This window comes from Blastochloris sulfoviridis, from assembly GCF_008630065.1.
Classification (GTDB): Bacteria; Pseudomonadota; Alphaproteobacteria; order Rhizobiales; family Xanthobacteraceae; genus Blastochloris; species Blastochloris sulfoviridis.
This window is the reverse complement of sequence record NZ_VWPL01000040.1, coordinates 1-13,573: the sequence shown is the minus strand read 5'-3', so window position 1 is coordinate 13,573 and position 13,573 is coordinate 1. Positions and strand designations below refer to the sequence as shown.

At 70.3% G+C, this 13,573-nt stretch carries 11 protein-coding genes; 4 read left to right on the top strand and 7 right to left on the bottom strand.

Annotated features, from left to right (window positions below; translation table 11 throughout):
* Positions 1-232: 232 nt before the first annotated feature.
* Together F1193_RS15225 and F1193_RS15220 are read right to left on the bottom strand one after the other, a co-directional pair.
* Entirely contained in the window at positions 233-2,404 is a 2,172-nt protein-coding gene (locus tag F1193_RS15225; protein ID WP_150098651.1) for a primosomal protein N', read from the bottom strand.
* A gap of 69 nt (positions 2,405-2,473) precedes the next feature.
* Positions 2,474-3,046, bottom strand: a complete 573-nt coding sequence (locus F1193_RS15220; RefSeq protein WP_246164462.1) for a sigma-70 family RNA polymerase sigma factor — start codon at positions 3,044-3,046, stop codon at positions 2,474-2,476.
* A gap of 386 nt (positions 3,047-3,432) precedes the next feature.
* On the opposite strand from F1193_RS15220, the gene F1193_RS15215 reads away from it, so the two are divergent.
* A complete protein-coding gene (locus F1193_RS15215) occupies positions 3,433-4,140 on the top strand; it encodes an invasion associated locus B family protein (protein ID WP_246164454.1) in 708 nt (235 codons plus the stop codon).
* A gap of 217 nt (positions 4,141-4,357) precedes the next feature.
* Here F1193_RS15215 and F1193_RS15210 read toward each other — a convergent pair whose 3' ends face one another.
* Together F1193_RS15210 and F1193_RS17175 are read right to left on the bottom strand one after the other, a co-directional pair.
* Positions 4,358-5,026, bottom strand: coding sequence for a YggS family pyridoxal phosphate-dependent enzyme (locus F1193_RS15210; RefSeq protein ID WP_150098649.1), 669 nt, complete (start codon positions 5,024-5,026; stop codon positions 4,358-4,360).
* 147 nt (positions 5,027-5,173) lie between these two features.
* The gene (locus F1193_RS17175) at positions 5,174-5,326 is read right to left on the bottom strand and encodes a hypothetical protein (RefSeq protein WP_170263709.1); all 153 of its coding nucleotides are present in this window, start codon (positions 5,324-5,326) and stop codon (positions 5,174-5,176) included.
* A 164-nt stretch (positions 5,327-5,490) separates the two neighbouring features.
* Between F1193_RS17175 and leuS the strand changes: the two genes are divergently transcribed.
* The 3 genes from leuS to holA all read left to right on the top strand — a co-directional run bounded on the left by leuS (position 5,491) and on the right by holA (position 9,999).
* Positions 5,491-8,112, top strand: a complete 2,622-nt coding sequence (gene leuS, locus F1193_RS15205; RefSeq protein WP_150098648.1) for a leucine--tRNA ligase — start codon at positions 5,491-5,493, stop codon at positions 8,110-8,112.
* Entirely contained in the window at positions 8,099-8,698 is a 600-nt protein-coding gene (gene lptE, locus F1193_RS15200) for an LPS assembly lipoprotein LptE (protein ID WP_150098647.1), read from the top strand. The genes leuS and lptE overlap by 14 nt, the downstream gene beginning before the upstream one ends.
* Positions 8,699-8,961: 263 nt before the next feature.
* Positions 8,962-9,999 carry a DNA polymerase III subunit delta gene (holA, locus tag F1193_RS15195; protein ID WP_150098646.1) on the top strand — a complete coding sequence of 346 codons (1,038 nt, stop codon included), beginning with the start codon at positions 8,962-8,964 and terminating at the stop codon, positions 9,997-9,999.
* 146 nt (positions 10,000-10,145) lie between these two features.
* Here holA and F1193_RS15190 read toward each other — a convergent pair whose 3' ends face one another.
* The 3 genes from F1193_RS15190 to rsmG form a co-directional block, all read right to left on the bottom strand.
* Positions 10,146-11,027 carry a ParB/RepB/Spo0J family partition protein gene (locus F1193_RS15190; protein WP_150098645.1) on the bottom strand — a complete coding sequence of 294 codons (882 nt, stop codon included), beginning with the start codon at positions 11,025-11,027 and terminating at the stop codon, positions 10,146-10,148.
* Positions 11,028-11,185: 158 nt separating this feature from the next.
* Positions 11,186-11,989 (bottom strand): ParA family protein, encoded by an 804-nt coding sequence (locus F1193_RS15185; protein ID WP_150098644.1) that lies wholly within the window; start codon positions 11,987-11,989, stop codon positions 11,186-11,188.
* Positions 11,986-12,735, bottom strand: coding sequence for a 16S rRNA (guanine(527)-N(7))-methyltransferase RsmG (gene rsmG, locus F1193_RS15180; protein ID WP_425457248.1), 750 nt, complete (start codon positions 12,733-12,735; stop codon positions 11,986-11,988). The genes F1193_RS15185 and rsmG overlap by 4 nt, the downstream gene beginning before the upstream one ends.
* Positions 12,736-13,573: the final 838 nt, after the last annotated feature.

Sequence of the window (13,573 nt, the reverse complement as noted above, 5' to 3'; positions counted from 1 at the left end):
ACAAGAGCGCCGCCAGCGCCGTGCGGCGCACCGAAAGCCCTTGGATTCCAAAGGAACTCAGCCGAGGGTCAGGAAATCCACAGCCCAACCCATCAGGCCGGCGGCTGATTAGCACGACTGCCACGGGCCTGCAACACGACCGTGTGCCCAAAAAAACATTGCGATCGTTGGCACATTGGGCGAACGCGCGGCAGTTTCCGTTTCGCGCGCAACCATATGCCCCCCCGCCGGCTCAGACAAAGCTCTGCGGATCGACGTCGACGGCCACGCTCACGCTGCCCTTGGGCGGCGGCACGCTCGCCAGCCAATCGCGCAGATAGTCCGGCACCCGCACCGTGCGCGCCGCCCGCACCAAAAGGCGCACCCGGTGGCGGCCGCGCAGCACGGCGATCGGCGCCTCGGCGGGGCCGAGCACCCGCACGCCCGCCTGGAGCGGCGCCGCCGCCGCCAGCGTGCGGGCGTAGGCCTCGGCGGCCGGCGCCTCGGCCGCCGCCACCAGCAGCGTGGCGAGCCGGCCGAACGGCGGCAGGCCGGCGCGCTCGCGGGCGGCGATCTCGGTGTCGTAGAACAGCTCGCGGTCGCCGGCGATGAGCGCGGCCATCACCGGGTGCTTGGGCTGGTAGGTCTGGATCAGCCCCTGGCCGTGGCCTGATTCGCGCCCCGCCCGGCCGACCACCTGGTAGAAGAGCTGGAACGTGCGCTCGGCGGCGCGCGGGTCGCCATGGCCGAGCCCGAGGTCGCCGTCGATCACCCCGGCCAGCGTCAGGCGCGGGAAATGGTGGCCCTTGGCGACGAGCTGGGTGCCGATGACCAGATCGACCTCGCCGCGCTCGATCGCCGCGATCTCGGCGCGCAGCCGCTCGACGCCCTCGATCAGGTCCGACGACAGGATCGACAGCCGGGCGTCGGGAAACAGCGCGGCCGCCTCCTCGGCCAGCCGCTCGACGCCGGGGCCGACGGCGACGAACGTCTCCTGCGCCCCGCAGTGCGGGCAGGCGGGCGGGCGCGGCATCGAGAAGCCGCAATGATGGCAGACGAGGCGGCGGCGGGCGCGGTGCTCGACCAGCCAGGCGTCGCAGGACGGGCAGCCCAGCCGGTGGCCGCAGGCCCGGCACAGCGTCAGCGGCGCATAGCCGCGCCGGTTTAGGAACAGCAGCGCCTGCTCGCCGCGCCCGATCGTGGTCTCGACCGCGGCGGCGAGCCTGGGCGCGATCCAGCGGCCGCGGCCCGGCCCGTCGCGGGTCATGTCGATGGCGGCGATCTTCGGCAGCGCCGCGCCGCCCACCCGGTTGGGCAGGACAAGCCGCTGGTAGCGGCCGCGCCGCGCATTGACCTCGGTCTCCACCGACGGCGTGGCCGAGGCCAGCGCCACCGGTATCCGGCCGATTCGGGCGCGCACCACCGCCATGTCCCGCGCATTGTAGGCGACGCCCTCCTCCTGCTTGTAGGAGGCGTCGTGCTCCTCGTCGACCACGATCAGGCCGAGGTCGCGGAACGGCAGGAACAGCGCCGAGCGGGCGCCGGCCACCACCGCCACCTCGCCCGACGCCGCGCCGCGCCAGATCCGCTCGCGCCGCCGCGGCGCCACCTCCGAGTGCCATTCGGCCGGCGCCACCCCGAATCGGCGGGCGAAGCGGTCGAGAAACGCCGTGGTCAGCGCGATCTCCGGCAGCAGCAGCAGCACCTGCCGGCCGCGCCGCAGCACCTCGGCGACCGCCTCGAAATAGACCTCGGTCTTGCCGGAACCGGTGACGCCGTCGAGCAGGAAGACGGCGAAGCCGCCGCCGGCCGCGGCCCTCAGGGTCGCCGCCGCCACCGCCTGGGCCGCCGACAGCTCGACGGTGGGATGGTCCGGGTCGGGGCGGCGGCTGGCCGGCTCGGGCGGCAGCGCCACCGCCTCCAGCGCCCCCTCGTCGACCAGCCCGTCGATCACCGCCACCGACACCCCGGCGTCGCGGGCAAGCTCGCTCTTGGCATGGCAGAGCCCGCCCTCCAGCGCCGCCAGCACCCGCGCCCGCTGCGCGGTCATGCGGGCGGGCTCAGGCCCGGCGCGGCGAACGCCAATGCGCGGGCGCGGCGGCCCCAGCGTCTCGCCGGGTCGGAGCGCCATGCGCAGCACCATGCCGCGCGGCGACAGGGTGTAGCCGGCGACCCAGTCGACGAAGGCCATCAGCTCGGGCTGGAGGGGTTCGGCATCGAGCCGCGCCTCGACCGGCCTCAGCCGGCCCGGCCGCGCATAGCGCGGCGCCTCGGCGAGCGCCCACACCACGCCGGTGACCCGGCGCGGCCCGAGCGGCACCGCGACGAGGTCGCCGACGGCGAGGTCGAGCCCGTCCGGCACGGCATAGGAATAGGGCTCGGCCACCGCGACCGGCACCAGGACTTCGGCGAATCGGGCACTCATGCGGCGCGAGATTAGCGTGGCCGAGGCGGCCCGTTCCTGAATCCGGAAGCGATCACCCGGAGAACCGGATCACACCGCGGCATCGACGCCGCCCGCCTCCAATTGCCGGCGCAGGCGGGTGAAGGCGAGGCGGATGCGCGACTTCACCGTGCCGAGCGGCAGGCCGAGCCGGTCGGCGATGTCGCTGTGCGACAGGTTCTCGAAGAAGGCGAGGCGGATCAGCGCCAGCTGCTCGGGCGGCAGCTCGGCCATGGCGGCGCGGACGCTGTCCTCGCGCTGCATCGAATCGAGCGCGTCGTCGGCGCCCGGCTCCTCGGAGGCCACCTCGTTGGCGTCCTCGCTGTCGAGCGGCTCGGAGCGGTCGCGGCGCAGCAGGTCGATGCGCCGGTTGCGGGCGATGCGATAGAGCCAGGTGGCGACGGAGGACTTGGCGCGGTCGAACTGCCCGGCCTTGCGCCACAGCGTCACCATCACCTCCTGCGTCAGCTCCTCGGCCAGCGCCGGGCCGGCGCCGAGGCGCAGCAGGTAGCTGTTGACGCGCGGCGCGAAGTGATCGAACAGCCGCGTAAAGGCGGCGCTGTCGCGCCGTTCGGCGACCGCGGCGACCAGATCCGCCAGTTCCTCCTGCAACGTCACCCCAATTCCCCGTGGCGTTCGGACCTCACTCGGCCACGAACGAAGATAGTTCGGCAGGTTGAAAGATAAAGCCCAAGGAAGAGCCCCAAGGAAGAGCCCAAGGTCTCGAACGAAGCTCCCGAACGCGGACCCCGCCCGCCGGCACTCGTTGCGGCCGCGCCGCCGCCTGCGGAGACTCAAGGCAACGCATCTCGGCGGCACCGGTTCGCCCATGCCGGCCGGCAGCGGTGGCGGTTGCGCGAATTCGCGGCGAATCTGACGAGCGTGCCATTGTTTTGGCCTTCTCAGCGTCTATTGGCGGGCGCAGGACTGGGGTCGGAGGCGAATCGCGGTGCGTGCGGCGCGCGAGGCGGGCACCGGCTTGGGCATTTGGGGATTCAACGGGATACGACATGGCGAAGATGCGGATCGCAACGGCGGCGCTTGCCGCAGTGTTTGGACTTGTGCCTGCCTGGCAGACGCTCGCCCTCCAGCCTTCCAACCCCTTCCCGCTAGAGAAAACCGATATCGGCCAGATACCTGCGGTCCAGGCGGACGGGACGGCGATGAATCTGGCGCAGACGAGCCCGGCCGGCACCGATTCGGTCCGGATGATTCTGGCGAAGGCGAAGACGGCGCAGTCGGCGCCAGCCTCGTCAGGGTCTGCGTCCGAGTCCGGCAGCGTGCCGGAGCTCCTGGGGCATTTCGACGACTGGGCGGCCTATGCCAGCCAGAATCCGAAGTCCCGCATCTGCTATGCGCTGTCGCAGCCCAAGGACCGCCAGCCGGCCTCGCTCAAGCGCGATCCGGGCTTTCTGTTCGTCAGCCACCGGCCGGGCGAGGGCGTGCGCAACGAGGTCTCGGCGACGGTCGGCTTCCCGCTCAAGGACGGCCGCGACGCCACGCTGAAGGTCGGCAACGTCGTCTTCGCCATGACCACCAAGGACGACAATGTCTGGATCAAGAACCCGGCCGAGGAGCAGCGTCTGGTCGACGCCATGCGGCGCGGTGCGGATCTGACGATCACGGGAACCTCGCGGCGCGGCAACCAGTCGACCGACCGCTATTCGCTGGCCGGGCTCAGCAAGGCGCTCGACCGCGTCGCGCAGGAGTGCAGATAGCGCTGCACGCGCCGGGCTGCCGATGATCCGGCGGCCGGCAAAGGGGTGGACGTCGAGGAGAGGGAGCCACCGTCTCGCGACGGGCTGGACGGCGCACGCTCTCCTCATCCCCGGCCCTTGCGGGCGAAGGGATGGCGACGACGTCCGGGGGTCCACAACACCCCATCGGGGCTCGGCTCGGCAAGCGAAAGAACGGGAATTGCGCGCGGATCCCCGGTCAGGCGCGATGGCCGAAGATCGCCGAGCCCACCCGCACATAAGTGGCGCCGAAGGCGATGGCGGTGGCGAAGTCGGCGCTCATGCCCATCGACAGCCGATCGAGCCCGTTGCGGGCGGCGATCTTGGCCAGCAGCGCGAAGTGCGGCGCCGGGTTCTCGTCGAACGGCGGGATGCACATCAGCCCCTCGATCGCCAGCCCGTGACCTTCCCGGCACTGGGCGACGAAGGCGTCGGCCTCCTCCGGCAGCACGCCGGCCTTCTGCGGCTCGGCGCCGGTATTGACCTGGATGAGGAGCCGCGGCGGCGGTCGGCCTTCCAGTTTCGCGAAACCCTTGGCCAGCTCGGCGGCGAGCGCGGGCCGGTCGAGCGAATGGATGACGTCGAACAGGTCGAGCGCGTCCTTGACCTTGTTGGTCTGCAGCGGCCCGATCAGGTGCAGCTCGATGCCGGGGCATTCGGCCTTCAGCGCCGGCCATTTCCCCTTGGCCTCCTGGACGCGATTCTCGCCGAACACGCGCTGGCCGGCCGCGATCACCGGCCGGATGTCCGCGGCCTCGAAGGTCTTCGACACCGCGACGAGGGTGACGGATGAAGGCTCGCGCCCGGCGGCGCGGGCGGCCTTGGCGATTTCGGCACGGACGAAGCTGAGATTGTCGGCAGCGGACATGATCGTTTCAGATGCGAATCATTGCCGTTTCCGGATGAACGGCTCGGCTTCTTTCTTCCCTCTCCCCTTGCGGGAGAGGGAAGAACGCGGCTCCCGGCCAGCCGCGATTCCGCACCGATCAACCGAAAGAGCGAATCGGACCCGCCTCTATCGGACACCGCGATAGGCTTCGGCAAGGGGCAGGTCGGTCGCGAACTCGAACCGACCCTCGCGTCCCGCCGCCCAGGCGAGAAACGCCGCCGGCGTATCCGGCCGGGCAGCACCGGACGCTCTCGCCAGGGTCTTTTCCGCCGCCGTCATGCCGCCTCCGCGAAAGGCTGCCGCTTCGGCCCCTTCGAGCGTGCCCGCACGGCGCGAGGCCGTTGACCTCGCCGGGCGATCGTGCCCTAGTCCCGCCGGTTCCGCCCGGCGCCCGCGTCCGGGCGCGTTTTGCGTTTTGACCGGCCAGCGATCCGACATCCACGATGACAAAAACACCCGAGCGCTACAACGCCCGCGAGGTCGAGCCGAAGTGGCGCGCCGCCTGGGACGAGCGCGGCATCTTCAAGCTCGACGAGACCGATCCGCGGCCGAGCTACTACGTGCTCGAGATGTTCCCCTATCCGTCGGGGCGCATCCATATGGGCCACGTGCGCAACTACACCATGGGCGACGTGGTGGCCCGCTACAAGCGCGCCAAGGGCTTCGCGGTGCTGCACCCGATGGGCTGGGACGCCTTCGGCATGCCGGCCGAGAACGCGGCGATGCAGCACAACACCCACCCCGCCGCCTGGACCTACGCCAACATCGCCACCATGAAGGCCCAGCTCAAGAGCATGGGCCTGTCGCTGGATTGGGACCGCGAGTTCGCCACCTGTGATGTGGAATATTACCACCAGCAGCAGGCGCTGTTCCTCGATTTCCTGAAGGCCGGGCTGGTCGAGCGCAAGAGCGCCAAGGTCAACTGGGATCCGGTCGACGGCACCGTGCTCGCCAACGAGCAGGTGATCGAGGGCCGCGGCTGGCGCTCGGGCGCCTTGGTCGAGCAGCGCGAACTGACGCAGTGGTTCTTCAAGATCACCGCCTTCTCCGAGGACCTGTTGTCTGCGCTCGACGGCCTCGAGCGCTGGCCGGAGAAGGTCCGGCTGATGCAGAAGAACTGGATCGGCCGCTCCGAGGGCATGCTGGTGCGCTTCGAGCTCGCAGATGGCGCACCGGCGGATCAGAGCGAGCTCGAGATCTTCACCACCCGCGCCGACACCCTGTTCGGCGCGAGCTTCCTCGCTTTGTCGCCCGACCATAAGCTGGCCAAGGCCGCGGCTGCGACCAATCCCGAGCTTGCGGTCTTCGCCGAGGAGTGCCGCCGCGTCGGCACCAGCGCGGCAGCCCTCGCCACCATCGAGAAGAAGGGCTTCGACACCGGCATCCGCGCCCGGCATCCCTTCGATCCCGACTGGCTGCTGCCGGTCTATGTCGCCAACTTCATTTTGATGGACTACGGCACCGGCGCCATCTTCGGCTGCCCGGCCCACGATCAGCGCGACCTCGACTTCGCCCGCGCCTATGGCCTGCCCGTCACCCCCGTCGTGCTGCCGGACGGGGCGGACGCCGCCACCTACACGGTGGGCACCGAGGCCCACGACGACGCCGGCCGGCTCATCAACTCCCGCTTCCTCGACGGCCTGACGGTCGACGCGGCCAAGGAAGAGGTCGCCCGGCGCCTGGAAGGCGAGATGCGCTCAGGCCGCCCGGTCGGCCAGCGCCAGGTCAATTTCCGCCTGCGCGACTGGGGCATCTCGCGCCAGCGCTACTGGGGCTGCCCGATCCCGGTGATCCATTGCGAGACCTGCGGCGTGGTGCCGGTGCCGGCCGCCGACCTGCCGGTGAAGCTGCCCGACGACGTCAGCTTCGACGTGCCGGGCAACCCGCTCGACCGCCACCCGACCTGGAAGCACGTGCCCTGCCCCAAATGCGGGGCGCCGGCGCGGCGCGAAACCGACACCATGGACACGTTTGTCGATTCGTCCTGGTATTTCGCGCGCTTCACCTCGCCGCGAGCGACGACGCCGACCAAGCGCGCGGTGGTCGACCGCTGGCTGCCGGTCGACCAGTATATCGGCGGCGTCGAGCACGCGATCCTGCACCTGCTCTATTCGCGCTTCTTCGCCCGCGCCATGAAGCTCACCGGCCATCTTGGCCTCGACGAGCCGTTCGCCGGCCTGTTCACGCAAGGCATGGTGACGCACGAGACCTATAAGGGCGCTGACGGCCGCTGGCTGTTCCCCGAGGAGGTCGGAATCAAGGATGGCGCCGCCATCCATGTGAAGACCTTTGAGCCGGTGACCATCGGCGCCGTCGAGTCGATGTCGAAGTCGAAGAAGAACGTCGTCGACCCCGACACCATCATCGCCGGCTTCGGTGCCGACACCGCCCGCTGGTTCATGCTGTCGGACACCCCGCCCGAGCGCGACATCCAGTGGACCGATTCGGGCGTCGAGGGCGCGGCGCGTTTCGTGCAGCGGCTGTGGCGCCTCGTCGGCGACCTCGCCGAGCTGGCCGCCCCGGTCGGCACGCCAGCGCCTGCGGCCGCCACTGGCCCTGCCCTCGACATCCGTCGCCTCGCCCATGGCGCGCTGGCCGAGATCGAGAACGACATCGAAAAGCTGCGCTTCAACCGCGCGGTGGCCCGCGTCTACGAGCTCGCCAACGGCCTCACCACGGCGCTCGGCGATCTCGACGAGGCGGCGGCGGCAGCGCCCGACGTCAAGGCCGCCGCGCGCGAGGCCGCCGAGATCCTGGTCAAGCTGTTCGCCCCGATGATGCCGCATCTGGCGGAAGAATGCTGGGCGGTGCTGGGCCACGACGATCTCGTCGCGGTGGCGCCGTGGCCGGTGGTCGAGCCGGCGCTGCTCGCCCGTGATACGATCACGCTGCCGGTGCAGGTGAACGGCAAGAAGCGCGCCGACGTCACCGTGCCGCGCGAGGCCGGCGCAGCCGACGTCGAGGCAGCGGTGCTGGCGCTCGACATCATCCAGCGCGTGCTGGAGGGCAAGCCGCCGAAGAAGGTGATCGTGGTGCCGCAGAGGATCGTCAATGTCGTCGCCTGACCAGGATCCGGTTCAACACCCCGCCGGGGGCCCCGCCGTCAACCGGCGCGCCGTGCTGGCCGCGATCGGGCTGGGCCTCCTCGCCGGCGGCTGCTTCACCCCGCTCTATGCCGAGCGCACACCGAATGGCGGCGTGTCCGCCCAGCTCGCCAATGTCGACGTCAAGACGATCGAGGGGCGGGTCGGGCTGCAGGTGCGCAACGCCCTGATCTTCGAGCTTGGCGGCGGCGCCGGCAACCCGGCCCTCGCCCCCTACCGGCTGGAGGTCGATCTGACCGAGAACACCCAGTCGATGACCGTCGATCCGACCACCGGCCGCGCCACGGTCGAGCTGATCACGCTCAACGCCAATTTCCGCCTGCGGGACGAGACCGAGGACAAGGTGGTGCTCAGGGACCGCGCCTTCGCCCAGGGATCGATCGACCGCGGCGCGCAGATCTATGCCCGCGACCGGGCCAAGCGCGACGCCGAGAACCGCGCCGCCAGGGAGATCGCCGCGCGCATCCGCGAGCGCCTCGCCGCCTATTTCACCGCCCCCACCCCGCCGCCGCCCTCGCCCGCCGACAAGACCGCCGGCCGGCGCTGATCGGCGGTGCGCACCGCCTCCCAGCCGGTCCGGCCCGAGCGCGTCCGCCGGCCGGATCGGACCATGCGGACGCTCCAAGTGTTAATTTGCTCCAGGGCCTTGTCCGATCTGACGGCATCAGATCGGACGCTCGAAGTTTCTGGTTTGTCGCATTTTCTTTCGCAAAGCCGGTATCCACTTTTGCGGAAAATGCTCTTGGTGTTGAAGTTTTCGCATTCTCTGTCGCAAAGCCGGCGCCCACGTTTGCGGAGAGTTCTCTAGCCATGGTTGCCGTCAAGCCCAACGAGGCCGACACGCTTCTCGGCCGCATCGACCCGGCCCGTCCGGTGGTGCTGCTGTTCGGCCCGGATGCCGGGCTGGTGGCCGAGCGCGCGGCCAAGGCCGCCGCCGCGGCGCTCTCCGGCAGCACCGACCCGTTCGCGCTGGTGCGGCTCGATGGCGACGCGATCTCCGCCGATCCGGCCCGCCTCGCCGACGAGGCCTACACCATCGGCATGTTCGGCGGCCGGCGGGTGATCCGCGTGCGCGTCGGCGGCCGCAGCATCACCGCCGCGATCGAGCCGCTGCTGGCCTCCCCGCCCGTCGACACGCTGATCCTGCTCGAGGCCGGCGATCTCAAGCGCGGCCAGGGCCTGCGCGAGCTGGTCGAGCGCTCGCCGCGCGGTCTGGCGGTCGCCTGCTACGCCGACGCCGGGCGCGACCTCGACAGGCTGATCGACGAGGAGCTGCGGGCGGCCGATCTGGCCATCGACCGCGAGGCGCGCGAGCTGCTGGCCGCCCATCTTGGCGGCGACCGGCTGGCCTCGCGCGGCGAGGTGAAGAAGCTCGCGCTCTACGCCCACGGGCAGGGTCGAATCACCGTCGAGGACGTCGAGGCGATCGTCGGCGACGCCTCGGCGACCGGCTTCGACGAGGCGATCGACACCGCCTTCGCTGGTGACGCCGCCGCCGCCGACGAGGCCGCCGCGCGCCTTCTCAGCGCCGGCACCTCGCCGCAGGGCCTGCTGGCCGCGGCGATCCGGGCGGCGGTCCAGTTGCACCGCTGGCGGATCGCCGTCGAAGGCGGCGCCAGCGTTCGCACCGTGGTGGAGAATTCGCGCCCGCCGATCCATTTCCGCCGCAAGCCGCTGATCGAGCGGGCGCTCGACGCCTGGAGCGCCGACGGCCTCAGCGCGGCGGTGATCGACCTCGGCACGGCGGCGGCCGACGCCCGCAAGCAGGCGGCGCTGGCCGATTTGATCTGCTCGCGGGCGCTGCTGTCGATCGCCACCAGCGCCGCCCGCCGCCGGCGACGAGCGTGAGCCACAACAGGCGGGAAAGGGCTCATACGGTTTCCGGCCCGCAGGGCCTTCGAGCCGTATTCCGATCGACGAAAAATCCTCATCAATTCAAGGATTTTTCGGCGAGGACGGTTCCGGGATCCCGCAGGGATCATCCGGAAATCCACTCACGCGCCGGTCAGGCGCCGGCACACATCGTCGAGCTGTTCCAGGCTACGGTAACGGATACGCAGCTCGCCGCCCTCGCCGCGATGGTCGATCGACACCTTCAGCCCGAGCGCGTCGGACAGCTGCTTCTCCAGCGCCCGCGTGTCGGAGTCCTTGTCGCCGCGGGCCCGCGTCTTGGGCGGCCGGCCGGCCTTCTCGGCGCTGGTCTGGGCCAGCGCCTCGGCTTGGCGCACCGACAGGTTCTTGTCCAGGATCTCCTGGGCCAGCGCCTCGGGGTCGTCGTGCGCCAGCAGCGCGCGGGCGTGGCCGGCGGTCAGCTTGCCCTCGACCAGCGTGGTCTTGATGCCCTCGGGCAGCTTGAGCAGCCGCAGCGTGTTGGCCACGTGCGAGCGGCTCTTGCCGATGGTCTTGGCGAGGTCGGAGGGGCTGTAGCTGAACTGGCTGATCAGCGCATCATAGCCCATCGCCTCTTCCAGTGGGTTGAGGTCGGCGCGCTGGACGTTCTCGATGATGGCGATTTCCATCGCCTCGCGGTCGCTGGCCTCGACCAGGATGACCGGCACCTCGTGCTGGGCGGCGCGCTGGGCGGCGCGCCAGCGCCGCTCGCCGGCGATGATCTCGTAGGCGTCGGCCTGGCCCGCCACCGCGCGCACCAGGATCGGCTGGATGATGCCCTTCTCGCGGATCGAGGCGGCCAGATCCTCCAGCTCGTCCTCGCGGAACATCCGCCGCGGATTGCGCGGATTGGCGCGGATGAACTCGATCGGCACCCGCCGCTGCGTGTAGCGGCCACGCTCGGCCGCCGCGCTCTCCTCGCCGACATCGCCGATCAGGGCTGCCAGCCCGCGACCCAACCGCGACCGTGCCGCATCGTCTGCCATGACCACACTCGATCTCCAGGATACCCGGTCAAACCCCACCCTTATGCGGGCGCATCCGAAATCCGGCGAAGCGGCCGGCTTCGCCTCGCCGAGCAAGCGCGGCGGACCGGGGCGGTTTCGTGCCCGAATCCATTCGCGCCGCGCCCCGCGCGCCCGCGTTACGCCGCGCGCAAGGCCCGCTCGCGCTGGATGATCTCCGAGGCCAGCCGCAGATAGGCCTGGGCGCCGGTGCATTTGAGGTCGTACAGCAGCACCGGCTTGCCGTAGGACGGCGCCTCCGAAACCCGGACATTGCGCGGGATGACGGTGTCGTAGACCTTGTCCTTGAGGAAGGCGCGCACGTCCGCCACCACCTGGCCGGACAGATTGTTGCGCGCGTCGTACATGGTCAGCACCACGCCCTGCAGCGACAGGGTCGGATTGAGGGTGGAGCGCACCTGCTCGACCGTCTTGAGGAGCTGCGACAGGCCTTCGAGCGCGAAGAACTCGCACTGCAGCGGCACCAGGATGGCGTCCGCCGCCGCCATGGCGTTGACCGTCAGCAGGTTCAGCGACGGCGGGCAGTCGACCAGCACATAGGAAAAATTGCCGCGGTCGCCGGCCAGCCCCTCGATCGCCCGGCGCAGCCGGAAAGCCCGGTCGCGCGAGGCGGCGATCTCCAGCTCGAGCCCGGAGAGGTCCATGGTCGAGGGGGCGATGGCCAGCCGCGGCACGGCGGTGTCGAGAATGGCGTTGGCCAGCGGCAGATTCTCGGCCAGCACGTCATAGGTCGAGACCCGGCGCGCCTTGCGGTCGATGCCGAGCCCGGTCGAGGCGTTGCCCTGCGGATCGAGATCGATGATCAGCACCGTCTCGTTCACCGCGGCCAGCGCCGTGCCGAGATTGATCGCCGTGGTGGTCTTGCCGACACCGCCCTTTTGGTTGGCGATGGCGATGACCCTGGGTTTGACAGTTCCGGTCATGATTGCGTCCTGGAGGAGCCTCGCGGAACCAGGGGTTCCGCCCTGTCGACGCGAAGAATGCACCCGCCAGCCTCGGTGAGGCTGGGTGCGGAAGCCACCTGGAGTGTCCAAGATTTAGAGGTCTCGGTCAATTCTCGTTCTACATCTTGTCCCTTGAGAAAGAGGCCGATCGCCCCGGTTTTCAACAAGGGATGCGCCAGGGCGATCAGATCGGGCAGCGGCGCCAGCGCGCGGGCGGTCACCACGTCGACCGGCCCCGCGATTTCGGGCAGCGCCGCCTCGATCCGCGCCGCGTGCACGGTGGCCGGCGCGCCGGTGACGCGGGCGGCCTCGCGCAGGAACGCCGCCTTGCGCTGGTTGCTCTCGACGAGATGGACCCGCGCCCCCGCCCGCTCCGCCAAAGCGATGGCCAGCACCAGGCCGGGGAAGCCGGCGCCGGAGCCGAGGTCGGCCACCACCCGCGCACTTGGCGGCAGATGGGCGGCGAGCTGCAGCGAGTCGGCGACATGCCGGGTCCACACCTGCGGCAAAGTGGTGGCCGACACCAGATTCTGCGCCGGCTGCCACTTCAGCAGCAACGCGACAAAGCGGTCGAGCCGTTCGGCGTTTTCACGTGAAACGGGGAAGAGGTCGAACGCCCGCGCCCGGTCCGCCGCCAGCGCCGCCGCAAGGTCGGCCGCGGGGAGGTCTTGCCCGGCCGAAGCCGATCGCTGCCCCGTCTGCTGGGACCGGGCCGGCCGGCGCACCGAAGGTCTTTGCACGTGATTCGTCGCCATGGCCCCGACAATGACCCCGCTTCGCCGATGCCGGCAAGAGTCGGCAGGATTCGGTAACAGTGATTCCGCCGCCGCAACCCATCCCGACGCCTCCGAGTGTTCCTGTCGGAACGGCCCATGGGAGCCCTGCCTTTCCCTCTCCCCTTGCGGGAGAGGGTGCCGAGCGATCATCAGATCGCGAGGCGGGTGAGGGGTGAATCTTCCTGCATCCACCCGTATCTACCCCTCACCCGGCGCGACCTCGCCTTCGCTCGGTCACGCCACCCTCTCCCGCAAGGGGAGAGGGAAGAACCGCCCCCTCTTCGGCAACAGCCTGCGTCGGACGCGCGCAAGCGCGGCCGGTTGGGAGGGGGAAGAAAGACGACGAGACGATCAGCCGAAAGCCGTCTCGATCAGGGGCTTGCGCTCGGCAATGTCGGCTGGTGGGGTCATTGCGGATCCGACTCGTTCACAGCCTGTCCCCCGGTCGGCGGCCTGTTGTCCACCGCTTGTCCACCGGTCCATCCACCGCCATCCCGGCGTGCACCAGCGATGACGATAGGACCGCCACGACAGCGGCGCCGGCGCCGACAAAGAGGGCGGCAAAGGCCGGAACGACGTGTCGGGACCGCCGGCACGCCCCCAGCGATGACCGGAGCCATTCCGGCCAACGACGCGGCCGACAGATCGCGGAACCCGCCGGGCGGATCACACTCTTGCGCGCTCTTGCCGCGGTCATCGCCGGGCTTGTCCCACGGCTGTCCGGCACGGATTGTGCTTGAAGAGGTGCACGGCATTGATTCTGCTTGTTTCCAGTTGGTTGCGAATC